Below are 24,295 nucleotides of genomic sequence, written 5' to 3' on the forward strand. Positions count from 1 at the left end.
CCGGCTTGAGCACCTTCAAGCGCAAGCGCCGTGCCCTCGGCCAGAACCCGGCGATCCGGGCCAGTCGTCGCAAGGAGCTGATCGAGGCGGCGATCCATGTAATCGCTCAGCACGGCTACGCCGGCTGCACGGTCGGCAAGGTCGCGCAGCGCGCCGGCGCCTCGCAGGGTTTGATGAACTTTCACTTCAAGTCCATCGACCTGCTGCTGGAAGCGGCCTTCAACCACTTGGCCGAGGAGTTCGACCAGGCCTGGAAGACGCGGGTGGCCGAAGCGGGGTCGGAGCCTTGGGACCGCATCACCGCGATGGTCGATGCCTATTTCGGCGCCGAGGTCTTCACTTCCGAGAAGCTCGCGGTCTGGTTCACCTTCTGGGTAGATTCCGGGTTGCGGGACGCCTTCCGCAGTTCGGCAGTCCGGGTCGAGCGCCGCTATCACCGCGACCTCGAGGCCGAGATACTGCGGATCGTGCCGTCGAAGAAAGAGGCGGCGACCCTGATCGGCATGCTGAGCGCGCTGGTCGACGGCTACTGGCTCCAGGCGCTGCTCTATCCGAAGACCTTCAAGTCGAAGCACGCTGTACAATCCTGTTTGACCTGGCTCCGCCAGGCGGTCGAGAATGCGCCGAAACAGGGAAGAGGAAGTCAATGACCACGATTCCGTCGGCCACCGGCCATTGCCTCTGCGGCGCCGTCAGCTTCACCGCGACCGAGATCGACCCGCATATGCATGTCTGCCATTGCGGCATGTGCCGCCGCCATGCCGGCGGGCCGACCTTTTCGGTCGGCGTCGGCGGCATCACGTTCAAGGGCGAAGGCGATATCCTGCGCTACAAGTCCTCGGACATCGCCGAGCGCGGCAGCTGCAGGAAATGCGGTAGCCATCTCTTCTACCACCTGTTCCAGCCCGACATGTACATCATGTCGATCGGCGCCTTCGACGATCAGTCGAAGTTCACCATGGGCGGCGAGATCTACATCGACGCGAAACCCCAGGGCTACACCTTCGCCGGCGATCACCCGCGCGAGACCGAACACCAGTTCCTGAAGCGGATCGGCGTGATTCAGTAGAGTCAGGCTTCCAGCGCGATCAGCACGGCGCCGCCGCCGATCAGCGCGATGCCGAGCCAGCTCAGGCCGCTGAGCCTTTCGCCAAGAAACACGACACCGAACACCGCGACCAGCACCACCGAGAGCTTGTCGATGGGCGCCACCTGCGCCGCCTGGCCGATCTTCAGCGCCCGGAAGTAGCAGAGCCAGGAGGCGCCGGTCGCGAGGCCCGAGAGGATCAGGAACAGGTAGGTCTTGCCGGAGACGCCTCCGAACGGCTGCCACCCCCCGCTCATGGTCAGGATCGCGGCAATGACGGCCAGGATCACCACGGTGCGGATGAACGTGGCGAAATCCGAGTTGATACTCTCGATGCCGACCTTGGCGAAGATCGCGGTCAGCGCGGCGAAGGCGGCGGAGAGCAGGGCCCAGAACGGCCAGGCCGAAAGCAGGGTTTTCATTTGAGTTTCCCCGGTTCATCAAAGGCGCATCAGCCTAAGCCGCGTCAAACCAAAGTCCAATATGCCGCCCTTCTTTTCTTCCTATGGTGGAGGCAATGCCGATGCGCAATTCGGCAATTGGGAGGAGAAGGGGAATCATGACATCGCGCATCATACTGGCCGCGACGGCGCTGCTCGCGGTCGCTGCTTTTGGGAGTTCCGCCATGGCCTTGGACGTGAAGAAGAGCTTGGACGTTGCCGCTGCGCCCGACGCGGTCTGGAAGGCGATCGGCGATTTCTGCGGCATCGGCTCGTGGCATCCGGCGGTCGAGAAATGCGAGCTGCAGCAGAAGGACGGCAAGACCTTCCGCCTGCTGTCGCTGAAGGGTGGCGGCTCGATCCTGGAAGAGCAATCGGCCTGGGACGACGCGGCACATTCATACGGCTACACCATCGTCGAGAGCCCATTGCCGGTGCAGAACTATGCCTCGACCCTCTCGGTCGCGGCCAATGGCAGCGGCTCGACCATTACCTGGGTCGGCAAGTTCGACGCCAAGGACGCGCCGGACGAGAAGGCGATGGAAGTTATCGGCGGCATCTATGACGCCGGCCTCGCCGGGATCGCGGAGAAGGCGAAATAGTCACGCCCGCGCCGGAACCCTGTCCCGGAGTGCAGCGCGCCAGCGGGCGCGCAGCACCGCCGGGCGTTCCGGATAGCGCTCCTCGAGGAACTCCGCCGCGGTGATGCGATCGGTGCGGAAGTGGCGGAAGTCCTGCCGCATCTCGCACCAGGCGACCATCATGCGCACGGTCTCGAGATAGCCGATCGCGATCGGCCAGACCTTGCGCGCCGTCACCTCGCCCTTCTCGTCGCGATAGCCGAGCTGGATCTTGCGGCTGGCATGGATCGCGCGCCGCACCTCGACCATGTCGATCATGTCCGGCGGGATCGGCAGCCGGTCGCTGCGCGTGCGCGTCGAGGGGTCGAGGACCAATGGCCTGAGGCGCTCCGGCACCGCCGCGGCGATCTTCGCCACCAGGTCCTCCGCCGCGCGGACCAGGCCGGGATCGCCCCGCGCCATCACCCATTGCGCGCCCAGGACAGCGGCCTCGATCTCCTCGGGGGTGAGCATCAGCGGCGGCAGGTCGAAGCCGGCGTCCAGCACATAGCCCATGCCGGCCTCGCCGCGGATCGGCACCCGTTGCGCCATCAAGGTGGCGATGTCGCGATAAACCGAGCGCTTGGAGGTCTCGAGCTCTTCCGCAATCGCCTCTGCCGTGATCGGCTTCCGCGCGCGCCTGAGGATTTGAATGATCTGAAACAGACGGTCCGCTTTCCGCACTCTGCACCTCCTGATGCCAGCATGCTGCCAGATCGCTCCTGACAGCATGGTGGCAGCAGGGCGCGGCGCTGCTGACAGCAGGCTGGCAACAGGGGATGATTATCACCGGGGTCAGGCAAACCAGCGAAGGAGACCCCGCGATGATCACCCTCTACGGCTTCGGCCCCTTTCTCGGCATGCCGGACGGCAGCCCCTTCGTGATGAAGGGCGAGATCCTGCTGCGCATGGCCGGGCTCGCCTACACCAAGGCGGTCGCCAACGGCGGCCCCGACCAGGGGCCGAAGGGCAAGCTGCCCTATATCGACGACGCGGGCGAGATCGTCGCCGATACCAGCTTTATCCGCGCCCATGTCGCGCGCAAACACGGCTTCGACTTCGATCGCGGCCTCGATGCGGTCGAGCGGGCCGAGGCCTGGGCGGTCGAGCGGATGATCGAGGATCATCTCTATTGGTGCTGCCTGCATATGCGCTGGGGCATCGAGGAGAATTTCAACAACGGCCCGGCGCATTTCTTCGACAATGCCCCCGAAGCGATCCGCGACAAGATCCGACAGGGCGCGCGCGCGAAAGTGCTCGGATACTTGCAGGCCCAGGGCATGGGCCGCCACACGCCGGAGCAGATCGCCGAGCTCGGCGGCCGGACCTTGGAATCGCTCTCGGCCTTGCTCGGCAAGCGCGCTTGGCTGATGGGCGACCAGCCCTGCGGCACCGATGCGGCGATGACCGGCATGCTGGCGACGCTGCTCAACGGCGCGCTGGACTCGCCCCTGCGCCAGATCGGCCTCGCGCAGGCCAATCTCGCCGCCTATATCGACCGCGCGGTGCCGCATTTCTTCCCGGAACATGACTGGACGCCGGTCGCGCGCAAGGCGGAGTCTCCGGCGCTGGCTTTCGCATGAGGCATTGAACCCGGCGCAGGCTCCGGCCAAACTCCGGCTCCCCCGGATCGAGACGGAGCCTGCCGCCCCATGCCATCCGAGACCCTGATCAAGCCGATCCGCAGCGATGACGTCCCCTGGACGGCGTTCGACGACATGCCGAACTTCAACATCCGCTACAAGCACCTGACCCTGGCGGCGATGGGCGAGGGCTATCACGTCGGCGTCGCCATCGAGGAACTGCCGGCCGGGATGCGGACCGCGCCGGCGCATTACCATTTCCTCGAGGAGGAGCATGTCTTCATCCTCGAAGGCGCGTTGACCTTGCGTCTCGGCGCCGAGACCCACCCCATGCAGGCCGGCGACTATGTCTGCTTCCCGGCCGGGCAGAAAGCGGGCCATACGCTGATCAACGAGGGTGACCGGCTCTGCCGCTATGTCATCGTCGGCGAGAACAGCCCGAACGAGGTCGTGGTCTACACCGACACCAACAAGGTGCTGGTGCGTCCGCTCGGTCGCCGCGCGCTGCTCGATCTCGCCGCCACCCGCAACTACTGGGACGGCGAGGACACCGGGTTGCCGGCGGGTGAGCGGCCGCCCGCCGATGCCAAGGTCGAAGCGGACGACCCGGACCTCACTCCAAAGCCACCGATCGCTTCGGATTCCGTGGCCTGGGAAGATAGCTCGACCGCCGAGAAGTTCGGCGGGCGGACCAGGCACCTGACCTATGCGGCCGTCGGCGCGGATTACCATGTCGGCATGGTGATCGAATCCCCGGCGCCGGGGAAACGGCTCTTCCCGCGCCACTATCACATGCTGGAGGAGGAGCAGGTGATCATCCTGGAAGGCGAGGTCACGCTCCTGCTCACCAGCCCGGACAACGGCGACGAGCGCCACGTCATGAAGCCCGGGGACTATGTCTGCTTCCCGGCGGGAAGGAAGGTCGCTCACTCCTTTCTCAACAGCGGCAGCGGCCCTTGTCGCTATCTGATCGTCGGCGAGCGCAAGCCCGCCGACGTCTGCGTCTATCCGGATTCCAACAAGCTGGCCGTGCCGGTGCTCGACGAGCGCCAGCACGTCTTCGACAAGGCCGCGACGCGCCGCTACTGGGACGGCGAGGCCTGACCGGTTACTGGACGCCCAAGGTACAGCTGCCGCCCGAGCAGCTCGCGGCAGACTTCAGGCCGGGGCAATCCTTTTTGCCGGGGCTGCCGAAGGCCAGCTGCGCCTGGTTGGCATCACCGACCAGTTTCTCGACAGTGATCTCGAACGGCGCCACCTTGTCGCAAGCCTGCGGCGAGCGCACGCTCACGAAGGCGGCGGCGCTCGCGATCCGCGGCTGCTTGTTGCCGAACTGATCCTGCGGGATGGTGAGCAGGCCGATCTGCCGCCCGTTGCTGCCATCGGCATCGGACACCCAGGCACCCCAGGCTCCGTTGTTCGTGATCCAGAGCCGTAGCTTGTAGGGTTTGTCCAGCACCCAGGCCCAGGGGAGGCTGCAGACCACCCAGCTTCCGATCTTGTCGTCGGGATTGGCCAGGAAATCGCTGATGCCGCCCGTCACCGGGTAGTCGAGCATGCCGCGCTCTGTGCAACTGCTCGGCGTGGCGCCGCGGATGCCGAAGACGAGGCCGGGGAAGGAGCCGTTGTAGTCGAGCGGGAACTTCAGGACGCTGCCGTTGGGCAGGGTCATCGCCAGTCGCTCGGGAACCTGCGGCACGAAGGCGATGAAGCCGGGATAGCTGAAACGTTGATCCAACTGAGTGATCGGCGCAGCGTTCATGGTGAAGGACAGTCCCGCCATGCCGGCGAAGGTCGAGGCGCTCTTGACCGTGACGGTGGCGTCGATGTTGTAGAGCGGTGCGTCGATGAAGCTCTTGCCGCTGCGAACCAGGGGCACGGAGGCGACGATTCCGAGCGGCACGCGGATCTCGAAATTGGCATAGGTCGGACTCGCGTTGGCTGCGTCCCAGAGGACGTAGCTGGTCCAATCCGAGGCCCGAACAACCTGCTGCAGCCCGAAGACCTGATTGGCTTCACCCGTCATATAGAGGAGCTTGCCGGTCCAGCTGTTGCCCTTCAGCTCGGCGATCTGCCAGGCGGTGGAAGCCGGATCGTTGGGATTGGCCGGCCGGAGCACGAGGCGCGGATAGGAATCGGAGAAAGCCGTGCCGATCCCGGCCTTGTCGCCTGCGGATTGGCGCTGCCAGACCGGCGTGCCCGGCGCGAGATACTTGGTGCCGGCCACGTCCTCCTTGCCGTCGAGATAGACACCCTGCCAGGCAGTGCCGTCCTGGGCGGTGGCCGCGACGGTGCCGAGCACCCAATCCTGGTCGTTCGTCACCTTCGACGCATCCTCGATGGTGCGGTGAATGACGAAGCAGGGCCGGCACTCCGGAAGCGTCGTGGCGAGCTGCTCGAGATAGATGCGATTGACGGCGGAGGGAGTCTGCGATCCGACGAAATCCAGCTCGTAGGTCTTGAAATTGCCCCAGCGGATCGGCGGGATGGTCAGGATTGCGTCGTCCACGCGGGTGTTGACGCCGTTGACGCTGGCGATCTTCGTCGCCTTCACACGGGTCGAGTTGTTGAGCACGAACTTCCCGTTGTGCGACGAAACGGTGGCGAAGAAGCGCGTGCTGTCCGGGAGATCCCTCAGGCCATTGGGGCTGAGCAGCTTGGCGGCGACGAAGGAGTCGTTCTGCGACTGCGCAACCGCGACTTGTTCGCACCAGGATACCGACGCAACGACCGCAAGCCCTGCCAGGATGCTTCTGAACAGCATGGTGTATTCCCCCATTGTTGATGGAAGGCGAGATCGCCCAGACGCCAAGCCGGTTACTGACTCAGTAGGAATGGATGTCTGCGTATCACAGATGGAGACGGCGCATAAGCCAAAAGTCGACCGATGGTAGAAGTTCTTCTCGCACGCTTGACGGGTGTCATGGGCGACATTCCGGGTGGGGCATACAGGAGTGTGCGTGCGGTCACGCCGAACGAAAGCCGGGCCACACGGCAGTCACGCGCTACAGCCGGTAGTGTTTACCGACTGCGCTTGGCACCACCGCGTTGCCATAGGCGTCACTGAGCGCGTTGATCGCGCGCCAGCCGGTGCAATGGCCGGCGGCGATGAGCTTCAGGTCGAACGGCTGGAGCGCGGCGACCGTCTCCGGGATGATCGCCTCGGTGAGGCCGGAGAGGTGGAAGCCGCCGAACACGCCGTAGAGCGGCACCTCCGGGAAGCGCGCCTGTGCCGCGAGCAGCACGTTGATCAGGCCGGCATGGGAGCAGGCGGTGAACACGACCTGGCCCTTGCCGGCGACGTGGACCGAAAGGAAGCGCTCGTCCGGCAGCAGCTCGTCCTTCTCCCAGCTGCCATCCGGCTTCTGCCGATGCTGGCCCGGCATGCCGCGCTCGAAGGGCGTCACCCGCGGGATCTCGCCGCTGATGTAGAAAGCCTCGCCGAGGATCCGCTGCTCGTCACGCGTCACGATCACGTCGCCGCCATTACCGGCGAGCAGGTCGACGCTCGGCACTTTCTCCATCGGGAAGATGCCGCCGTCCTTGGTTCGGGTGCCGCGCAGCGCGAACATCTCCGGATGCAGGTAGACCGGGATGTTCCTGCCGCCGTTCGCCTGGGTGATCATCTGCAGCGCCCGCGGCATCGCGCCGCCGTGATCCCAATGGCCGTGCGACAGCATCATCGCCTCGACGCTGCCGAGCTCGGCGCCGAGCCGGGTCGCGTTGCGCTCGAACACCCATTCGTCCGGCCCGGTGTCGAACAGCAATGTGCGCGACAGGCCGCCGATCTTCGCGGTGATCAGGCAGGAGAGGCCGTGGGCCGCGCAACAGAGGCATTTGCCCGACAGCCATTTCATCCCGTGCCGCCGCAGGAAGGCGAACTCGGTTTCGACGAAGTCCGGGTTGGTGGAGAGGGAATCCGTCGTGTTGTCGACGAGGATGGCGATCTCGAGCTGGTCGACCGGGTTCATGGAGCTGCCTGTGCCGGGAGCCGCCGCGGCTCAAGTCACCGCCGCAGCCATGCGGAAGGAGAGGGGCTGGCGGCCAAACCCTGCAAGATCGGAAGTCATTTCAGAATCCGTCGGGGTCCTGTCAGGGGTGGGCCCTGTCGGGTCCCGTCGGGAGGTGCAATGAGAGTGGCGGCGGCTGGCGACATCCAACAATTGTACCGCATACGTTCTTTAGGGGCAACGGCATTCGCGCGTTCGGCTAGCTCTTCAGCCCGACGAACTTAAGGACCGTCTTCAACCGTCCCGGTCCGCCATCCCCGTCGCCGGCAAGGTCGCCGCGCAGGGCTCGGAGGGCGTAGCGTTCCTGGTTGATCTCATCGGCGGTCCTGAACCTGAGGCGCCGCAACACCGGCACGGGCGGGCACCAGCCCTGAACGGCATGCTGGAGCAGGAAGGCGGTCACCAGCGCCGGCAGGACCAGCCAGCGCCGGTCGCCGGTCGCGCCGAGCACCACGCCGGTGAGGGCGAGCGTGGACGCGTTCGCCTCGATCGCCCGCTCGATGTCCCATTCCCGATCGAGCTCAGCGAGGCGTTGTGGGATCTCGTCGGGATGGTCGGCGTAGTGATGGATGCGCTCGATCATGTCGTGCCGGATCCGCGCGTTGACGTCGGAACTCGTGTGCTTGGGAACGCGACGGGCTGTCGAAACCATGGGAAACCTCTTGCTGCAGCGCCGGGAGGACGAGCGCCTTCGGCCGCGCCTTGGGCGCAGAGAACGGCACTGACATCGTCAGCCAACCGGCGCGCGGTCGCGTGGTTCCATGAATCGGATAGGCCATGCGCCATCAGCGGAAGCCGGCGCGATGGGGGACGAGGTGCGGCGATCGAGGCCAGCGCCGATCGCCGCTCACCGGATCTCAACGCATCTCGAGCAGCATTGCCGGGCTTTCGCTGCCGGTTGCCGGCTTGCCGCCGTTTGCGCCGCCCATCGGCAATGCCGGCTGCTGCAGGAGCTGCACGGCGTCCTTGCGCGGCTTGATCGGACGGCGATCGGCGACGCAGTTGTTGTCGTCGCACCAGACCGAGGTGCCGCCGCCCTTGCCGTCATGCACGAAATAGCCGTTGACGCCGCCGCCGAGATCGCCGACCGGCATGCAGTCCTTGTTCTTCTGGCAGGCCTTGTCCCAGGTCGCCCTGGTGCCGCCGACCTGACGCGCCTCGGCGAGTGCGGTGGACGAAGCCAGACAGAGACCGATCAGCAGGCCGGCCGCGAGGGCGGCGGCGTTGCGTGGACGCAGGTTGCATACCATGTTGCTCTCCCTTGTCAGCCCGGCGAGATGAGCTCGCCCGGAACAACAGACGTGTCGCGCCGTGCCGAAACGGCGTTCAACGCATTGCGCGACGGCGGCATCGCAAAGCGGTGAGCGGCAATTGCCTCAAATCACCCGAAGAAGCTGGGTGAACGGCGCGCCCTGGCCCCGGCCCCGGCGATTTGCCCGGGTGGGACGATCCACCTATGATGGTTGCCTGCTCGATCATCCCGCGCACCGGCTTGGCCCGACATGGATCATGCGACCGCAGGCGGCGAGGGCGCGCCTGATTTCATCCGGCATCCGAAGCTCGCCGACTTGTTCCGCTATTGGCGGGGGCTGAGCCGGGACGGCCAGGTGCCGCGCCGTCGCGACATCGACCCGCTGCAGCTTGGGCCCAGCCTTCCGTATGTGCAGCTGCTCGATCTCGGGCCGACGCCGGACGATCTCCGCTACCGCCTGGTCGGCCAAGCCATCGTCGACGCCTTCGGCTTCGAGCCCAGGCACCTCACCCGCGGCGAGATCAAGCGCCGGCACGTGCGGCCGGAAAATCACGCCGCCTTCGACGAGACCTCGCGCCAGACCCACGCCGTCGCCGTCCGCGGCCTCGCGGCCTATACCCACGACCATATGACGTCCTACGCCCGCGAGTTCCTCGCCTATGCGCGCCTGCTGCTGCCGATCTCCGAGGACGGCCGCACCATCACCGGCGTGTTCGGCGCGATCTACTATTCCGGCGACCGGGACGATTTCTGGCGCGACTTCCAGGAGCTGCATGTGGAGCGGCCGATCGCGGCGTTTGGGATCGGCGTGGTATGAGGCGGCGCCGGCGTTGCTCCCGGCGCCGAAATTCCAGCAGGCTCAAGCCAGTACGGTGTTCCCAAAGCCCCCAGCGGCCGGGTTGAAGCCGCCCTGCGGTGCGGTCAGGAGTTCGACCTGCAGGGAGGGGCAGAGGAGCTGGCGGCCGGCCGTGTTGGAGTTGAAGTCCAGCGTGATCGAGCCACCGAAGTCGATCCACCAGTCGGCGCTGCAGGCGACCTCGAAGACGACGATCCGGCCGGGATCCACAGCGATGTTGCTGCAGGAGAGGTCGAAGGCCCCGGTAATGTCCACGGAATTGATGCTGCCCGGCGCGCCGAACTCCGAATAGCCGGCCTCGGTGTAGACCTGGCCCATCTGCTTCTGCTGCGTGCCTTGGTAGTTGATCGTGGTCGAACCCATGTAGACCGTCAGCCGCGCCCAGGCTTCGATCCAGGCGCTGCCGGGGAAGAGCCAGCCCGGCTCGGCGGTGTCGATGAGGAGGCCGTTGGCAATCAGGCTGGTGCTGCAGTTGATGACCGCCAGGAAGTCGGAGTTGTTCTGCCAGGAGAAGAAGAACTTCGCTACCACGCTGTCATAGGCGGTGTTCCGGTCGCTGGTATAGAAGAACTTGGCCCAGTTGTTGAACGGCTCCGTATGTGTGTCGCTCAGCATGCCGACCGGGGTCGCGTAGATCAGGAAGGGCGTGCTGATCGGGATCGTCGTCGTGAGATGGGGCTGGTAGCGGATATGCTCCAGCGCCTTCCTTGTGTTGGCGATACCCTGGCGCTGTTGCTTGACGATCGGCGCCATGCGCTTTGCCGCCGCCGCGTCGGCCTTCTTCAGGACGGCGCTGAGCTCGGCCTTGTTGCCGGCCAGGACCTTGTCGATCTTTCGGACATCGAAGGCGGCGCCCGCGAACTCGGCCCGCAACTGCTTGCCGAGCTTGCGCCGGAGCTTCGCCTGCTTCGACTGGCGAACCATCTGGAGCAGCTGGAGATCGGGCTGCTTGCGGTCCTGGATCTTGGTGATGAGGGCCTTCAGCTCGGCCTTGTCGACCGGCGCGATGGCCCTGGTCTTCGCCGTCTTGGCTCGCTCGAGTTTGACCTTCTTCATCGCACTGTCCTCCCGCTGACCGATGTGAAAGGCTCCAGAACGAAGGGCGGCTGGACGCTGGGGCCGGGTGGCGTCAGCAGCTCGATGTTCAGGGCCGGGCAGATGACCGAGCGGTCGCCGCTGGCGAAATCGATGTCGATGCTGCCGTCGTCGATCGAATAATCGGCAACGAAGGCCACCTCGAACACGGCGATCCGGCTGCCCTCGACCTGGATATTCGCGGCGCTGAGATGGGTGCTCGCGACAACGTCCCGGTCGCCGACGGCGCCGACATCGAAGATGCCGCCGCCCTCGGCGCTGATGGTGTCGATATCGGCCTTCTGGCCCTGCTGGAAGGAGATCGTGAGCGGGCCGACAAAGATGTTGAGCTCGGTTCGCAGCTTCACCCTGGCGGTGCCGCCGGTGAAGATGCCGTCGTCGGCCAGGTTCTTCACATGGCCGTTCACGATCACGTCGGCGCTGCAGTTGAGCACCGCCAGGAAGTCGATCGGATTCTGCCAGGCGAAGTAGAAGCTGATCTTGGCGCTGCGGCCGTCGGTGTTCTGCGAGACATGCAGCGAGGGCTTCGCCACATTGTTGAACGGCGCGATGCTGGAATCCTCCAGGAACCCTGCCGGCCGGGCGCCGATGAAGAAGGGCGTCGGCACCGGAATGTTGGTCGTGAGGTGCGGGATGCCGGCGAGCTGCTCCAGCGCGGCGCGGGTGTTGGCGAGTCCCGCCAGGCGCTGCTTATGCGCCTGCGCATATTGCTTCGCGTTGGCCGCCTGCTCCCGCGCGAGGCTCTTCTTGAGTTCGGCGTGATTGAGCTTGAGCGCATTGTCGAGCTTGCCGAGATCGAGGCCGGCGCCGGCGAACAGCGGCCGCAGCTCCTTGCCGAGCTTCTTGCGCAGCTTCCCGCGCGCCTGCACACGGGGCGCCGAGAGCATGGGGTGTTTCCGATCCTTGATGGCATCGATCGCGGCTTTCGCCCCCGCCCGATCGAGCGCTGTGTGTTTGTCGAGTGTGATCGCTGACTGCCTGGACATTCCGCTCTCTCCCTGAACTCGTGAACCGAGAAGCGCTCCCCAAGGGGAGGCTGAGACTGAGACGACGCGCAGCACGAGGTGCGATGCTGCGAGCCGTTGCAGGTTCGGTCAAGCGAGCGTGCTCTCTGGAGTGATGTCGGTCACCCGAGGTTGGCGGTTCACACACAGCGGAGCGTGTCGGAGGCGAAACAGGTTAGCGGCGGCGTTAAGGAGAATATGCGGCTATGCGCTTTGTGTGTGCGCCCGGCGGGCAGACTTGCGTGCCGGGCCTTGGTGCAGGGCAGACGGCGCCGGCGCGGCCAATCGCGGCGTCTGGGAGCGGGACGGGGTGAGGCGACGCAATGACCCGGCCTTTGCCGGGTGGGCCCGCCCGTCCGAACACGGACGGCCAGCAACACGGACGCCCTTTACACAAGCGGCTCCAAACACGGACGGCCGCGATCGAAGGGGGTGACGCGCGGCTTGCCAACCCCTTGCCGTGAAAGGCTCGCCGCCACGGCGCGGTGGAAAGCGATGCTCGATTCTGTCCGGGTCCTGTCCGGGTTTTGCGATCCGTCTGCGTCCGGTCTGCGTTTGCGCGATCCGTCCGGGTCCTGTCCGGGTTTGTGCGATCTGTCTGCGTCCGGTCTGCGTTGCGCGATCCGTCCGGGTCTGGTCCGGGTTGTGCGATCCGTCTGCGTCCGGTCTGCTTGGCGTGATCCGTCCGGGTCCGGTCCGGGTCTTGTCTGCGTCGCATCGGTGACGCATCGTCCCATCGATGGACGCAGCCTCAGTTACTGCTTAACAATTTCAATCAGCGCTCCACCGTCGCGCTCTGGGGCTGCGGTGGAGTGGTCCGGCATTGCGGGAGATTCACCTTCGCTTGGGCGTCGGTCGACAGCTCGGCGAGTGGATACACCCTATCACAATCGGCGGCTCTTGTCGCGTGCGAGCAGGTTTAGTGCGGTGGAGAAGCGCTCGGCTGAATTCGAGGTCGTGGAAGCGGCGCCGGCGATGGATCTGCCGCGCCGGCGATGGTTCAGAATTCTGGCGAGGGCATCTGCGTCTGCATCGACAACGACCGATCGCGCACGCCGGGGTTGATGCAGCGGTGGTGCTTCAGGCGGGTGCCGGGTGGAGGATCCAGCGCGGGTCAGACGGCGCTTCCGAGCTCGCGCGCGATGACGTGCAGGACGCCGTCGATGTTCTGCAGGACTTCGTTGTTCCAGAAGCGGATCACGCAGTAGCCGCGCGTTTCCAGGATTCGGGTGCGTGAGTCGTCTTCTTCCTTGCGCCAGTCGTGCTGGCCGCCGTCGACTTCGATGATCAGCTTCTGCTTGAGGCAGGCGAAGTCGACGACGCAGGCGCCGATCGAGACTTGGCGGCGGAAATGGTGACCGCCCAGCTGTCGCAGGCGGATGCGGAACCAGAGTTTCTTTTCGGCATCGGTCATTTCCGCGCGAAGGCGTTTGGCGCGCTTGAGGGTGGGCGGGCGGTTGCGGCGGTCGGGCATGGGGTGCAGGGTAGCATGGTGGTTGGCACCCGGCGCTGGATCTAGAGCGCTCAGGCTGCATCAACCCCCACCCCAGCCCGCCCCCATCTTGGGGGCGGGAGCTTCTTTTAGAGCCGGCTCTAGCCAGCACGGCGACAAACAAAAGCGGCGCCGGAGTTGCCTCCGGCGCCGCAGTCTCCAGATCGTAGTCCGAGACGTTACCCGCTGATGCCGGGCATCAGCTTGTTCTCTTCGTGGCGGCCGCGGGCGAGCTCGTCGAGGGTGAGATCCACCGCTTCCTCGAACTTCTGCAGCGTCTCTTCCAGGCACTTCGCGTCGTGCGCGGAGGAGATGAACCAGGGTTCGCGGCTGTCGGGCTCGCACATCACGCCCATGTCGATCAGATAGCCGGCCATCGTGTCGTAGAAGGTGTAGTCGCTGAGCTTCCAGTTCCGGTAGGTGGTCGGCGCCTCGGCCGAGAAGAACAGGCCGGACATCGAGTGGTGGCCGGTGAAGCTGTGCGGGATGCCGCGCTTGGTCAGCACCTTGTGCATGCCTTCCTGCATCGCCTTGCCGTAGTTGGCGATGACCTCGAGCGCGTCGGTGTCGCGGAGGATGGTCAGCGTCTTTTCGGCGGCGGCGAGGCTCATCGCCTGGGCGGTGTAGGTGCCGCCATGGGCGACGCCCTTGCCGTATTTGCGCATGATCTCTTCCTTGCCGCCGATCGCCGAGATCGGGTAGCCGTTCGCCACGGCCTTGGCGACGGTGAAGATGTCTGCCTCGATGCCGTAGAGCGCCTGGGCGCCGCCGCGGCCGACGCGGAAGCCGGTCTTCACCTCGTCCACGATCATCAGCACGCCGTATTTGGTGCAGAGTTCGCGCACGGCCTTGATGAATTCCGGCTTCGAGGGGATGCCGCAGCAATTGCCGAGGATCGGCTCGATCAGCACGGCGGCGATCGAGTCACTGTGCTTCTTCAGCACGTCCTCGAGGCGCTGGGCGTCGTTGTAGGGGACCTGCCAGAAGAGGTTGCGCACCAGCGCCGGGATGCCCTGGCCATAGGGGATGACCTTCGGGTCCTTGCTCTGGTCCTTCATGTCCTCCGGATCGGCGGTCCACATCGAGGCGTCGAACAGGCCGTGATAGGAGCCCTCGAAGGTGACGTAGTTGTCCTTGCCGGTATAGCCGCGGGCGAGGCGGAGCGCCGCCATCACGGCCTCGGTGCCGGAATTGGAGAAGCGGACCAGCTCGGCCGCCGGCATCATCTCCTTGATGAGCTTGGCGACGGTCACTTCCTTCTCGGTGCCGAGCGCGAAGACGGTGCCGACATTCTGGCCCTCGCGGGCGGCGGCATCGACTTCCGGGTGGCAGTGGCCGAGGATCGCCGGGCCGTAGCCCAGGCGGTAGTCGATGTATTCGTTGCCGTCCAAGTCCCAGAGGCGGGCGCCCTTGCCGTGCTTCACGAAGACGGTCTCGTCCTCGCCCCAGAAGCGGAAGTTCGAGCTGACGCCGAGGGGCAAGTGCTTCACCGCTTCCTTGAAGTGGGCGCGGGACTTGTCGAGCTTTCGACGCTGCACCTTGATCGACATTTTTCTTCTCCAAGTTTCTAAAAATACCCGGCTTCAAAAAGGCTCGCCGGGCTTGGCATCCGGCCATCTGATAAGCGATTCGATGGCGGCCGCCGTTGAATGGATGTATAGTGATGCTAGCCCTGGGGACGGCTGGAAGGCAAGCTGTTGAATGCGTATTTAATCTCGCAGGCGCGGCAAAGTTATATTTTTCAAGGCATTAACTATGATTCTCTCATCCGTTTCGCGAAGGAATTAACGCTTGGCCAAAGCAGAGGCCGTTAAGGAAATCCGCCGAAAACAGCTGATCGACGCCACGATCCGGGCGATCGGCCGCTATGGCTATACCAGCACGACTCTGACCCATGTTGCCGGAGAAGCCGGGCTGTCGCCGGGCATCGTGAACTTCTATTTCAAGTCCAAGGACCAGCTGCTGCTGGCCACCCTGGAGCAGATCGCCGAGGAATATTCGGCCTTCTGGCAGGCGGCGATGAGCAAGGGCAAGATCGCCCCGGCGGCCGGGCTCGAGGCGATGATCGAGGCCGACTTCCACCCCTCGGTCTGCAATCCGGAAAAGATCTCGATCTGGTACGCCTTCTGGGCGGAGGCGGGGAACAACCCGGCCTATCAGGGCCTGGTGCAGCGGCTGGAGACCGACTACACGAGCCAGACCATCGAGCTCTGCAACCGCATCATCACCGAAGGCGGCTACGGCATCGACGCCCGCACGGTCGCGATTGGGCTCAACGCCATGATCGACGGGCTCTGGTTCGACTGCCTGATGGAGCCGAAGGTCTTCAACCGCAACGACGCGAAAAGGGTCTGCCGCTCCTATCTGGCCGCGGTGTTCCCGGCGCATTTCGCCGGCGGGCCGAAGCGGACCCGCGTCGCCGCCAATGAGGACGAGCCGCCGGTGGAGCTGGTGACGGACCAGGATTTGCAGGGGCGTGATGCGCATCGTTCGCGCGTGGCCGCGGCACTCCGCAAACGCGTCGATCCGGTCGGCACGATCCGGCGCGAGGCCCTGGCGGCCAGCGTCGGGGTCTCGGCCAAGACCTTGGAAGGCTGGCTGGACGGGCGGCAGGAGCCGAGTTCCTGGCAGCTGGGGCGGCTGATCGTCGCCACCGACAGCCAGCTCTGGATGGAGATCTACGGGCCGCTGCATGAAGAGATGCAGCGTCGCTTCGAAGCCAAGCTCGTCCAGCAGCGGGCCGAGGCCGACCGCGAACGCGCGGCACTCGACGCGCTGAAGGGTGCGCCGAAGGCGACGTGATCGGGCGGGGGCGATGAACCGGATCCTGGGGGGGAAGACCGCGCACCGGCTGGCGCCGCTGCTGACGCCGAAATCGGTGGCCCTGGTCGGCGCCAGCCCGAAGCCGGGGACGGTCGGGCGCGGCATGATCGCCTCGGCGACGATGGGAGATAAGCAGCCGGCGCGGATCCATCTCATCAACCCGAACTATCCGGAGATCGCCGGGCAGCGCGCTTATGCTTCGCTGGCCGAGCTGCCGGAGACGGTCGATATGGCGGTGCTGGGCGTCGCCAATGCGCGGCTGGAAGCCGCACTCGCCGATGCGATCAAGCATGGCGCCAAGGCCGCCACCATCTTCGCCAGCGGCTATCTGGAGGACGACCGGGAACCGAAGCTGACCGCGCGGTTGAGCGCGATGGCCAAGGAGGCGGGAGTCGCGGTCTGCGGCGGCAACTGCATGGGATTCTACAATCTGGAATACGGCCTCCGGGTCTGCGGCTTCCCGCCGCCGGACTGGATGCGCGCCGGCGGCATCAGCTTCATCACCCATTCGGGGAGCGCTTTCTCGGCGCTCTGCCATAACGACAAGCGGCTGGGGATCAACCTCGCGGTCTCGGCCGGGCAGGAGCTCGCCACCAATGTCGCCGACTATCTCGACTATGTGCTGACCCTGGACAGCACCAAGGTGGTCGGCCTGTTCCTGGAAACCGTGCGCGATCCCGAAGGCTTCCAGGCGGGCCTCGCCAAGGCGCAGGCGAAGAACATCCCGGTGGTGGCGCTGAAGGTCGGCCGCACCGCCGAGAGCGCGGCGCTGGCGGTCAGCCATTCCGGCGCGGTCGCGGGCAACCACGCGGCCTATGAGGCGCTGTTCGACCATTACAACGTGGTCGCGGTCGACAACATGGACGACCTCGTGAACGCGCTGCATCTCTACGCCGGCGGCCGCGACCTCGCGCCGGGCGGGATCGCGACCATGCATGACAGCGGCGGCTTCCGCGAACTCGCCATGGATCTCGCGGTCGCACGCAAGGTGCCGTTTGCGAAGATCGGCGCCGACACCACGGCGAAGCTCGCCGCGCGGCTCGACTACGGGCTGGAGCCGATCAACCCGCTCGACGCCTGGGGGACCGGCAACGACTGGGAAGGCATCTTCCACGACTGCATGAAGGCGCTGATCGAGGACCCGGACACCGCGCTCGGCGCGCTCTGCGTCGAGACCCGGGACGGCTATTCGCTGACCGAGGGCTATTGCGAGATGCTGCGGCAGATCCGCGAAGCCACAACCAAGCCGGTGATCCTCGCCACCAACGTCGCCAGCAATTCCAGCGACGACGTCGCCGTGCGGCTGGCGCAGGACGGGGTGCCGGTTTTGTCGGGGGTTGCCTCGATGCTGACCGTGGTGCGCAAGGCGATGGACCGGCGCGACCGCGGCACGGTGGCTGCCGCGCCGGAAGCGCCCAAGGGTCTGCGCGAGAAATGGCGCGCGCGGCTCGAGACCGGTGCGACATTGGACGAGGCGGAGAGCCTGGCGCTGCTCGGCGACTACGGCGTGCCGGTGCTGCCGCACCGTGTCGTCGAGACCGAGGCTGACTTGCTGAAGGCAGTCGCCGGGTTCGGCACGGTCGCGGTGAAGACCGCGATGCCCGGCATCCTGCACAAATCCGATGTCGGCGGGGTGAAGCTCGGGCTCAACAGCGAGACCGTCGCCGCCGCCTATGCCGATCTGAAGCAGCGCCTGGGGCCGCGCGTCATCGTGATGCCGATGGCCCATGGAATTCTAGGGGGCAAGGGCGTGGAGCTTTCCTTCGGCATGACGCGCGATCAGCAATTCGGGCCGATCGTCATGGTCGGGGCCGGTGGCGTGCTGATCGAGATGCTGAACGACCGCCGCTTCGCGCTGCCGGCCTTCGGGGCCGAAGAAGCGATGCGGCATCTGAATGCGCTGGCGCTGCGGCCGCTGCTCGACGGCAAGCGCGGCGCGCCGCCGGCCGATCTGCATGCATTGGTGCAGGCGCTGTCGAGTTTCTCCGTTCTCGCGGGAGACCTCGGCGATTTGATCGCCGAGATGGACGTCAACCCGCTGATCGCCGGACCCCAAGGCTGCGTCGCATTGGACGCACTCATCGTTCCTAGGAGCTGAAATGGACCTCTCGCTGTCGAAGGAAGACCTCGCGATCCAGGCGCGCGCCCGCGCCTTCGCGGAGAAGCATCTCTTCCCCCATGAAATCGCCTGCGACGAGCGCAAGCTGAAGGAAAAGACCCTGGTCGAGGTCCGCAAGCAGGCGATCAAGCACAAGGTCAACGCCTATAACCACACGAAAGAGGACGGCGGCCAGGGCTACACACCCTTGCAGCAGGTGCTGGTCTGCGAGGAGATCGGCAAGGCGACCTGCGGGCTCTGGACCGTGGTGTTCAAGGCCTCGACGCCGCTGAAGCACGGCACCAAATGGCAGCGCGAGAAGTTCCTCCTGCCGTTCAACGCCGGCAAGGGCCGTTCCTGCTATGCGATCACCGAGAAGGATGCCGGGTCGGATCCGAGCTACGTCAAGACCACCGCGGTCAGGAAGAAGGGCCAGTGGGTGATCAGCGGCGAAAAGTGGTTCGTCACCTCCGCCGATGCCTCATCGGTCGTCATCGTCCATGCCCATGTGGACGGCGACCCGAAGAAGCCGACCTTGTTCATCGTCGACAAGGACGCGCCCGGCGTGAAGGTGAAGCGCATTCCGCAATTCATGCATTCCTATGTCTACGAGCATTATGAAATGATCTTCGACAAGGTGACGGTGGACGACAACCGGCGCCTGGGCGAAGTGGGCCAGGGCTTCGACCTGACCAAGGAATGGTTCACCGAGACCCGGATCGAGATCGCCGCGCATTGCCTAGGGGCGGCGATCCGGGCGACCGAAGTCGCCAACAAATACGCTTCGGAGCGGGTGCAGTTCGGCAAGCCGATCCGCGACTTCCAGGCGATCGAGTTCATGCTGGCCGACATGGCCGTGGAAATCATGGCGGCGAAGTCGCTGCTCTACCGCGTGGCGGCGGAGGTATCCGAGGGGATGGATCCCAAGCTGGTCCATGCGCGGGCGAGCGCGGTGAAGCTCTACAATTCCGAGATGGCCGGGCGCGTCGTCGACAAGGCGTTGCAGATCCTGGGCGGGCGCGGCTATATGCGCGAGAACCCGGTCGAGCGGCTCTACCGCGACGTTCGCGTGGACCGGATCTGGGAAGGCACCTCGGAGATCCAGCGCATGGTGATCGGCGGCCAGATCAAGAAGCGCGGCCTCGGCATCTACACCGGCTGGGGCGGCTGAACGGCAGGATGAACAAGACGCAGGCGATCCCCGCGCCGGAATCGACCGGCTTCGTCGAGGTCGAGGGCGGGCGCATCTGGTATCGCAGCAACGGCGATCGTTTCGGCGACCGGCCGGCGCTGGTCGGCGTGCATGGCGGCCCGGGCGTGCCGCATGATTATCTGCTGCCGCTGACCGCGCTTTCCGGCGAGCGCCGCGTCATCCTCTACGACCAGCTCGATGTCGGCAAATCCGACAAGCCCGGCGAGCCGAAGAACTGGACGGTCGCGCGTTTCGTGACCGAGATCGACGCGCTCCGGCAGGCGCTGGGACTGGCGCGAATCCATCTGTTCGGCAATTCCTGGGGCGGCACCATCGCCGCCGAATACGCGATCGGCCGGCCGCCGGGTCTCTCCAGCCTGACCCTGTCCGGCCCGCTGCTCTCGACCAGCCGCTGGATCGCCGACAACGACGACTATATCCGCGCGTTGTCGCCGGAGGCGCAGGATGCCTTGGCGCGTTCCGGCGGCCGCGGCGCCGAGCATGATCCGAAGGTGGCGATGGCGGTCGCCGAGTATAACCGCCGCCATCTCTGCCGCGCCGATCCCTGGCCGGATTTCCTCGAACGGGCGATGAACGGCACCAACACCGAGGTCTACAACAGCATGTGGGGCCCGACCGAGTTCATCTGCACCGGGACCTTGCAGCGCTACGACTGCACCGGGCGCCTGAGCCATATCCAGGCGCCGACCCTCATCATTTGCGGCCAGTATGACGAAAGCGCGCCCTCGAGCTGCCATGAGTTCAGCAAGATGATCCCCGGCGCGCAGCTGGCAGTCATTCCCGGCGCCTCGCATCTGCCCTTCATCGAGCGGCCGGACCCCTTCATGGTGATCCTGCGGACCTTCCTGAAGGAGTGCGAGTAGGGGAGATGTTCGCCGTCAGGCGGGGATGAAAGGCACCATGTCGACCGCGCCGTTCTTCTCCGCGACCAGCAGCTGATTGGGCGGCACCTCGTTCCAGGTCCGCGCATCGTCCTCATCCAGCGGCTCCGATACGACGAGGAGGTGATCCTCGGCGCGCGACCAGTAGAGGCTGGGCGGCGCATCATCGGTGGAATAGCGGATGGCATAGACATTCCGGCCATCGGTGAGCGTGGCGGTCAGCCGGAACGGCGCCTCGATGCCGAGCGCCTCGCGGTCGCGGTTGATCCGCGCGACGGTTTTGGTGAGCGCGTCGATCGGGCCCTTCTCCAGCCCGTCGCTGAACATCAGGTAGAACAGCGCCTCGCTGTCGGTGGTGCCGAGCCGGTACTGGTAATAGTCGTCGTCGATCAGCATCTCCAGCTTGCGGCGCAGCTTGTCGTAGCCGCCGATCTGGCCGTTATGCATGAACAGCCACTTGCCGTGCGAGAAGGGATGGCAGTTCGAGCGCGCGGTCGCGGTGCCGGTCGAGGCCCGCACATGCGCCAGGAACAGGCCGGAGCGGATCTGGTGCGACAGGCTCTTCAGGTTGTGGTCGTTCCAGGCCGGCAGGATGTCGCGATAGACGCCCGGCACGCCCCGCTCGCCGTACCAGCCGACGCCGAAGCCGTCGCCGTTGGTGGTGACATGGCTGTGCCGCGCGTGGAGGCTCTGGTTGATCAGCGAGTTCTGCGGCTCGAACAGCACCTTGTCGAGATAGATCGGCGCGCCGCAATAGGTGAGCCATCGGCACATGAGGTCAGATTCCTTCGGCGAGATGCGGGTTGGCGGGGGCATGGCTGGGCTGGGCGAGGGAGGGATCCCAGATGCCGTCCGTCATGAAGGCGCGGATCTTCTCGGCCCAGGGTCCGATGTGGAAGCCGTTCTCCGCGAGCCAGGCGTCGTTGTAGTAGGAGCGCTCATAGCGCTGCCCGCTGTCGCAGATCAGCGTCACGATCGAGCCCTGCCGGCCGGCGGCCTTCATCTCGGCGGCGAGCTGCAGCACGCCCATGAGGTTGGTGCCGGTCGAGCCGCCGACGCGGCGGCCGATGATGTCGGACAGCGCGCGCATGGCGGCGAAGCTCGCCACATCGGCGACCTTGATCATGCGATCGACCAGCTCCGGGATGAAGGAGGGCTCGACCCGCGGCCGGCCGATGCCTTCGATCCGCGAGCCGGCGGTGCCGACCAGGTTGCGGTTGCCGCCGGCATAGAAGTCGAAGAAGACCGAGCGGCCGGGATCGACCACGCAGAGCCGGGTCTTGTGCTGCTGGTAGCGGATGAAGCGCCCGATCGTCGCGGAGGTGCCGCCGGTGCCGGCGCCGCAGACCACCCAGCTCGGGCAGGCATGCTCCTCGCGTGCCATCTGCTGGAACAGCGCCTCGGCGATGTTGTTGTTGCCGCGCCAGTCGGTCGCCCGCTCGGCGTAGGTGAACTGGTCGAGATAATGCCCGCCGGTCTCCTCGGCGAGGCGCGCGCTCTCGGCATAGACCGCGGCCGGGTCATCGACCAGGTGCGACTGGCCGCCATAGAAGGCGATCTGCGCGATCTTCTCCGGCGAGGTGGTCTTCGGCATCACGGCGACGAAGCGCAGGCCCAGGAGGCGGGCGAAATAGGCCTCGGAGATCGCCGTTGACCCCGACGAGGCGTCGATGACGGTGCTGCCCTCGCGGATCCAGCCGTTGCAGAGGCCGTAGAGGAACAGTGAACGGGCGAGGCGGTGCTTCAGGCTGCCGGTCGGATGGGTCGACTCGTCCTTGAGGTAGAGCGTGATGCCCGGAAGACCGGGCAGTTCCAGGCGTTCCAGATGCGTATCGGCCGAGCGCGTGAAATCGGCCTCGATCTTTCGTATGGCCTGGTCGGTCCAGTCCCGGTCGGGCATTCACATCTCCCCATTAAATTATTGATATCCCGGAGCTTAGCAGAGCTTTGCCTGCAACGCGCGCTGGGCTCGGTTCCGGCATCTGCAGATGACCATAGTATGCTTGTGGGATAGTGTCGGGGTAGGGTTAGAGGAAATCATGGACGATACCGCAGACTACACCACGGTCCTGAAGTCAGCCTCGGCCGCGGATCCGGACCTGGGCGACCTGGCGGGGCTGCTGCAGCTCTGGGAAAGCCGGTGCAAGGAAGGTCTCCTGCCGGCGCGCGGCGATTTCGACCCGCTCGACCTGAAGAAGTTCCTCGGCCGCATCGTGCTGTTCGACGTGCTGGAGAATCCGCGGCGCTTCCGCTTCCGGCTGGTCGGCACCGACTGGGTGCTGCGCTTCGGACTCGACCCGACCAACACCCTGGTCGATGACTTTCCGCGGGCGCAGTCGCGGCCGTTCATCAACGAGGTGCTGGGCAAGGCCGTGGACGGCCGCGCGCCGCTCTGGGTGCGGCGCGCGATCCTGATCGAGGGCCGATACTATCACTACGGCATGCTGCTGATGCCGCTTTCGGCGGACGGCAAGTCCGTCAACATGATCATGGCCGGCTTCGATCTGGAGATTTAGGCGGATCTAGCGGGGCGGCGGCGAGAGGGAGGGGCGTCGGTTCAGCGTCTCCGGATCGAACCCCGCCATCACCTTGTAGCGGGTCGCGATGTCCTCCAGCTCGGCGCGGGGGATGACGCTGTCGATGGTCTCGAACCCGTCGGGCGCGCGCTCCTCGGCCATCTGCATCACCTGTTCGGGGCCGTTGCCGCGATTGGCGAGCACAATCTTCGCGGTGGGTGGGCGCCGCGCGGATTCATACCGCGCCAGTGCGGCATCGATATCCGGTGCGGTCGCCAGCGCGTGCGCCAGGACGCGTGCGTCGAGGATCGCCTGCGAGGCGCCGTTGGAGCCGATGGGGAACATCGGGTGCGCCGCGTCGCCGAGCAGGGTCAGCCGGCCGAAGGTCCATTGCGGGATCGGGTCGCGATCCACCATGGGGTATTCGAAGATCTGTGCCGCATCGCGGATGATGGCCGGGACGTCGAGCCAGGGAAAGCGCCAGGTCTCGAAGGCCGGCAGGAAGTCGGCGAGATTCGCCGGCCGGTTCCAGTCCTCCCGGCGCCAGAGATGGCCCTCGGGAAAGGCGAGTTCGGCGATCCAGTTGATCAGTGTCCGGCCGTTCGAGATGCCGATGGGATAACAGACGAACTTCTGGTTCTGGTGGCCGGCCATGACCATGGTGCGGCCGCCGAGATAGGGATCGCCCTCGGTCACGCCACGCCAGAGAATGCGCTGGTTCCATTTCGGCGGGCCTTCCTCGGGATAGAACTGCGCCCGCCCGGCGGAGTGGATGCCGTCGGCGCAGACGACGAGATCGGCCCGGATGCCGTCATCCTCGAACCTGACGTCGGCCGCGTCCGGCGTGGTGGCGAACCGTGCGGCGCGTTTTCCGAGGTGAATATGCGCGGAGCCGAGCCGTTCCACTGCGGCGTCCAGCAGCATCATCTGCAGTCGGCCGCGATGCAGCGAGTATTGCGGCCAGTGGTAGCCGGCGGCGAGGCCGCGTGGCTCGCGCCAGATCTCCTGGCCGAAGCGGTTGGTGTAGCGGAGCTCGGCGGTCGCGACGCCGATCGCGGCCAGGCGGTCGGCGAGGCCGAGCTCGGTCAGTTCCCGGACGGCGTGTGGCAGGAGATTGATGCCGACGCCGAGCGGCTTCAGCGTGGCGACGGATTCGTAGACATCGGCGGCGATTCCGGCGGCATGGAGGCTGAGCGCCGTGGTGAGCCCGCCGATTCCACCGCCAATAACGGCAACGCGCAAAAGGCCCGCTCCCAGAAGACGATTGTATTATTATGTATGATTGATATACATTCTGCACCGTTTGTTCCTGGTGTCAAGGGGGA

Annotated in this window: 24 protein-coding genes; 11 read left to right on the forward strand and 13 right to left on the reverse strand. The window is 65.7% G+C overall.

Annotated features, from left to right (window positions below; translation table 11 throughout):
- Positions 1-5 precede the first annotated feature (5 nt).
- Positions 6-650: a transcriptional regulator BetI gene (gene betI / locus ACYQ4T_RS07185; RefSeq protein ID WP_459851926.1), complete on the forward strand. Its 645-nt coding sequence runs from the start codon at positions 6-8 to the stop codon at positions 648-650.
- Complete coding sequence (locus tag ACYQ4T_RS07190) at positions 647-1,069, forward strand: GFA family protein (RefSeq protein ID WP_459851928.1); 423 nt, start codon at positions 647-649, stop codon at positions 1,067-1,069. Before betI (ACYQ4T_RS07185) ends, ACYQ4T_RS07190 begins: the two co-directional genes overlap by 4 nt.
- Before the next feature lie 2 nt (positions 1,070-1,071).
- Here the strand turns inward: ACYQ4T_RS07190 and ACYQ4T_RS07195 are convergent, their stop codons facing one another.
- Positions 1,072-1,509 carry an EamA family transporter gene (locus ACYQ4T_RS07195; protein ID WP_459851930.1) on the reverse strand — a complete coding sequence of 146 codons (438 nt, stop codon included), beginning with the start codon at positions 1,507-1,509 and terminating at the stop codon, positions 1,072-1,074.
- A gap of 137 nt (positions 1,510-1,646) precedes the next feature.
- Here ACYQ4T_RS07195 and ACYQ4T_RS07200 point away from each other — a divergent pair, with 137 nt between their 5' ends.
- Positions 1,647-2,129 (forward strand): SRPBCC family protein, encoded by a 483-nt coding sequence (locus tag ACYQ4T_RS07200; RefSeq protein ID WP_459851932.1) that lies wholly within the window; start codon positions 1,647-1,649, stop codon positions 2,127-2,129.
- On the opposite strand, the gene ACYQ4T_RS07205 is transcribed toward ACYQ4T_RS07200, so the two are convergent.
- Positions 2,130-2,831, reverse strand: coding sequence for a helix-turn-helix transcriptional regulator (locus ACYQ4T_RS07205; RefSeq protein WP_459851934.1), 702 nt, complete (start codon positions 2,829-2,831; stop codon positions 2,130-2,132). It abuts the gene before it with no gap.
- A 140-nt stretch (positions 2,832-2,971) separates the two neighbouring features.
- On the opposite strand from ACYQ4T_RS07205, the gene ACYQ4T_RS07210 reads away from it, so the two are divergent.
- Both ACYQ4T_RS07210 and ACYQ4T_RS07215 read left to right on the forward strand, forming a co-directional pair.
- Positions 2,972-3,730, forward strand: coding sequence for a glutathione S-transferase family protein (locus tag ACYQ4T_RS07210; RefSeq protein ID WP_459851937.1), 759 nt, complete (start codon positions 2,972-2,974; stop codon positions 3,728-3,730).
- Positions 3,731-3,799: 69 nt separating this feature from the next.
- Entirely contained in the window at positions 3,800-4,834 is a 1,035-nt protein-coding gene (locus tag ACYQ4T_RS07215; RefSeq protein WP_459851940.1) for a cupin domain-containing protein, read from the forward strand.
- Between the two features lie 4 nt (positions 4,835-4,838).
- Here the strand turns inward: ACYQ4T_RS07215 and ACYQ4T_RS07220 are convergent, their stop codons facing one another.
- From ACYQ4T_RS07220 to ACYQ4T_RS07235, 4 genes are all read right to left on the reverse strand, one after another.
- Positions 4,839-6,494 (reverse strand): hypothetical protein, encoded by a 1,656-nt coding sequence (locus ACYQ4T_RS07220; RefSeq protein ID WP_459851944.1) that lies wholly within the window; start codon positions 6,492-6,494, stop codon positions 4,839-4,841.
- Between the two features lie 241 nt (positions 6,495-6,735).
- Positions 6,736-7,701 carry an MBL fold metallo-hydrolase gene (locus ACYQ4T_RS07225; RefSeq protein ID WP_459851947.1) on the reverse strand — a complete coding sequence of 322 codons (966 nt, stop codon included), beginning with the start codon at positions 7,699-7,701 and terminating at the stop codon, positions 6,736-6,738.
- A gap of 238 nt (positions 7,702-7,939) precedes the next feature.
- Positions 7,940-8,392 (reverse strand): YgaP family membrane protein, encoded by a 453-nt coding sequence (locus tag ACYQ4T_RS07230; protein WP_459851949.1) that lies wholly within the window; start codon positions 8,390-8,392, stop codon positions 7,940-7,942.
- A gap of 205 nt (positions 8,393-8,597) precedes the next feature.
- A complete protein-coding gene (locus tag ACYQ4T_RS07235) occupies positions 8,598-8,990 on the reverse strand; it encodes a hypothetical protein (protein WP_459851951.1) in 393 nt (130 codons plus the stop codon).
- Between the two features lie 252 nt (positions 8,991-9,242).
- Here ACYQ4T_RS07235 and ACYQ4T_RS07240 point away from each other — a divergent pair, with 252 nt between their 5' ends.
- On the forward strand, positions 9,243-9,809 hold the full coding sequence (locus tag ACYQ4T_RS07240; RefSeq protein ID WP_459851953.1) for a PAS domain-containing protein: 567 nt from the start codon (positions 9,243-9,245) through the stop codon (positions 9,807-9,809).
- Positions 9,810-9,851: 42 nt separating this feature from the next.
- On the opposite strand, the gene ACYQ4T_RS07245 is transcribed toward ACYQ4T_RS07240, so the two are convergent.
- The 4 genes from ACYQ4T_RS07245 to ACYQ4T_RS07260 form a co-directional block, all read right to left on the reverse strand.
- The gene (locus ACYQ4T_RS07245) at positions 9,852-10,904 is read right to left on the reverse strand and encodes a hypothetical protein (protein ID WP_459851956.1); all 1,053 of its coding nucleotides are present in this window, start codon (positions 10,902-10,904) and stop codon (positions 9,852-9,854) included.
- The gene (locus ACYQ4T_RS07250; RefSeq protein WP_459851959.1) at positions 10,901-11,929 is read right to left on the reverse strand and encodes a hypothetical protein; all 1,029 of its coding nucleotides are present in this window, start codon (positions 11,927-11,929) and stop codon (positions 10,901-10,903) included. Before ACYQ4T_RS07250 ends, ACYQ4T_RS07245 begins: the two co-directional genes overlap by 4 nt.
- A gap of 1,132 nt (positions 11,930-13,061) precedes the next feature.
- Positions 13,062-13,421, reverse strand: a complete 360-nt coding sequence (locus tag ACYQ4T_RS07255) for an endonuclease domain-containing protein (RefSeq protein WP_459851961.1) — start codon at positions 13,419-13,421, stop codon at positions 13,062-13,064.
- A gap of 197 nt (positions 13,422-13,618) precedes the next feature.
- Positions 13,619-14,989 carry an aspartate aminotransferase family protein gene (locus ACYQ4T_RS07260; protein ID WP_459851963.1) on the reverse strand — a complete coding sequence of 457 codons (1,371 nt, stop codon included), beginning with the start codon at positions 14,987-14,989 and terminating at the stop codon, positions 13,619-13,621.
- 241 nt (positions 14,990-15,230) lie between these two features.
- Here ACYQ4T_RS07260 and betI (ACYQ4T_RS07265) point away from each other — a divergent pair, with 241 nt between their 5' ends.
- From betI (ACYQ4T_RS07265) to ACYQ4T_RS07280, 4 genes are read left to right on the forward strand one after another with little or no spacing between them, the layout of a single operon-like run.
- Entirely contained in the window at positions 15,231-16,241 is a 1,011-nt protein-coding gene (gene betI, locus ACYQ4T_RS07265) for a transcriptional regulator BetI (protein ID WP_459851965.1), read from the forward strand.
- A 13-nt stretch (positions 16,242-16,254) separates the two neighbouring features.
- On the forward strand, positions 16,255-18,360 hold the full coding sequence (locus tag ACYQ4T_RS07270; protein WP_459851967.1) for an acetate--CoA ligase family protein: 2,106 nt from the start codon (positions 16,255-16,257) through the stop codon (positions 18,358-18,360).
- Between the two features lies 1 nt (position 18,361).
- Positions 18,362-19,531 carry an acyl-CoA dehydrogenase family protein gene (locus ACYQ4T_RS07275; protein ID WP_459851969.1) on the forward strand — a complete coding sequence of 390 codons (1,170 nt, stop codon included), beginning with the start codon at positions 18,362-18,364 and terminating at the stop codon, positions 19,529-19,531.
- A gap of 8 nt (positions 19,532-19,539) precedes the next feature.
- Positions 19,540-20,436, forward strand: coding sequence for a proline iminopeptidase-family hydrolase (locus tag ACYQ4T_RS07280; RefSeq protein WP_459851971.1), 897 nt, complete (start codon positions 19,540-19,542; stop codon positions 20,434-20,436).
- A 15-nt stretch (positions 20,437-20,451) separates the two neighbouring features.
- Here the strand turns inward: ACYQ4T_RS07280 and ACYQ4T_RS07285 are convergent, their stop codons facing one another.
- On the reverse strand, positions 20,452-21,228 hold the full coding sequence (locus ACYQ4T_RS07285; protein WP_459851973.1) for a class II glutamine amidotransferase: 777 nt from the start codon (positions 21,226-21,228) through the stop codon (positions 20,452-20,454).
- A gap of 4 nt (positions 21,229-21,232) precedes the next feature.
- Positions 21,233-22,354, reverse strand: a complete 1,122-nt coding sequence (locus ACYQ4T_RS07290) for a PLP-dependent cysteine synthase family protein (RefSeq protein ID WP_459851975.1) — start codon at positions 22,352-22,354, stop codon at positions 21,233-21,235.
- Positions 22,355-22,493: 139 nt separating this feature from the next.
- Here ACYQ4T_RS07290 and ACYQ4T_RS07295 point away from each other — a divergent pair, with 139 nt between their 5' ends.
- A complete protein-coding gene (locus ACYQ4T_RS07295) occupies positions 22,494-22,970 on the forward strand; it encodes a PAS domain-containing protein (RefSeq protein WP_459851977.1) in 477 nt (158 codons plus the stop codon).
- Positions 22,971-22,976: 6 nt separating this feature from the next.
- Here ACYQ4T_RS07295 and ACYQ4T_RS07300 read toward each other — a convergent pair whose 3' ends face one another.
- Positions 22,977-24,212, reverse strand: a complete 1,236-nt coding sequence (locus ACYQ4T_RS07300) for a flavin-dependent oxidoreductase (protein WP_459851979.1) — start codon at positions 24,210-24,212, stop codon at positions 22,977-22,979.
- Positions 24,213-24,295: the final 83 nt, after the last annotated feature.

The organism is Dongia sp. agr-C8 (genome assembly GCF_054658695.1).

Excerpts from the sequence above, each read along its gene's own strand:
- ACYQ4T_RS07190 (WP_459851928.1), top strand. The coding sequence starts at position 647 with ATGACCACGATTCCGTCGGCCACCGGCCATTGCCTCTGCGGCGCCGTC.
- ACYQ4T_RS07195 (WP_459851930.1), bottom strand. The coding sequence starts at position 1,509 with ATGAAAACCCTGCTTTCGGCCTGGCCGTTCTGGGCCCTGCTCTCCGCC.
- ACYQ4T_RS07200 (WP_459851932.1), top strand. The coding sequence starts at position 1,647 with ATGACATCGCGCATCATACTGGCCGCGACGGCGCTGCTCGCGGTCGCT.
- ACYQ4T_RS07210 (WP_459851937.1), top strand. The coding sequence starts at position 2,972 with ATGATCACCCTCTACGGCTTCGGCCCCTTTCTCGGCATGCCGGACGGC.
- ACYQ4T_RS07215 (WP_459851940.1), top strand. The coding sequence starts at position 3,800 with ATGCCATCCGAGACCCTGATCAAGCCGATCCGCAGCGATGACGTCCCC.
- ACYQ4T_RS07220 (WP_459851944.1), bottom strand. The coding sequence starts at position 6,494 with ATGCTGTTCAGAAGCATCCTGGCAGGGCTTGCGGTCGTTGCGTCGGTA.
- ACYQ4T_RS07225 (WP_459851947.1), bottom strand. The coding sequence starts at position 7,701 with ATGAACCCGGTCGACCAGCTCGAGATCGCCATCCTCGTCGACAACACG.
- ACYQ4T_RS07230 (WP_459851949.1), bottom strand. The coding sequence starts at position 8,392 with ATGGTTTCGACAGCCCGTCGCGTTCCCAAGCACACGAGTTCCGACGTC.
- ACYQ4T_RS07235 (WP_459851951.1), bottom strand. The coding sequence starts at position 8,990 with ATGGTATGCAACCTGCGTCCACGCAACGCCGCCGCCCTCGCGGCCGGC.
- ACYQ4T_RS07240 (WP_459851953.1), top strand. The coding sequence starts at position 9,243 with ATGGATCATGCGACCGCAGGCGGCGAGGGCGCGCCTGATTTCATCCGG.
- ACYQ4T_RS07245 (WP_459851956.1), bottom strand. The coding sequence starts at position 10,904 with ATGAAGAAGGTCAAACTCGAGCGAGCCAAGACGGCGAAGACCAGGGCC.
- ACYQ4T_RS07250 (WP_459851959.1), bottom strand. The coding sequence starts at position 11,929 with ATGTCCAGGCAGTCAGCGATCACACTCGACAAACACACAGCGCTCGAT.
- ACYQ4T_RS07255 (WP_459851961.1), bottom strand. The coding sequence starts at position 13,421 with ATGCCCGACCGCCGCAACCGCCCGCCCACCCTCAAGCGCGCCAAACGC.
- ACYQ4T_RS07260 (WP_459851963.1), bottom strand. The coding sequence starts at position 14,989 with ATGTCGATCAAGGTGCAGCGTCGAAAGCTCGACAAGTCCCGCGCCCAC.
- ACYQ4T_RS07270 (WP_459851967.1), top strand. The coding sequence starts at position 16,255 with ATGAACCGGATCCTGGGGGGGAAGACCGCGCACCGGCTGGCGCCGCTG.
- ACYQ4T_RS07275 (WP_459851969.1), top strand. The coding sequence starts at position 18,362 with ATGGACCTCTCGCTGTCGAAGGAAGACCTCGCGATCCAGGCGCGCGCC.
- ACYQ4T_RS07280 (WP_459851971.1), top strand. The coding sequence starts at position 19,540 with ATGAACAAGACGCAGGCGATCCCCGCGCCGGAATCGACCGGCTTCGTC.
- ACYQ4T_RS07285 (WP_459851973.1), bottom strand. The coding sequence starts at position 21,228 with ATGTGCCGATGGCTCACCTATTGCGGCGCGCCGATCTATCTCGACAAG.
- ACYQ4T_RS07290 (WP_459851975.1), bottom strand. The coding sequence starts at position 22,354 with ATGCCCGACCGGGACTGGACCGACCAGGCCATACGAAAGATCGAGGCC.
- ACYQ4T_RS07295 (WP_459851977.1), top strand. The coding sequence starts at position 22,494 with ATGGACGATACCGCAGACTACACCACGGTCCTGAAGTCAGCCTCGGCC.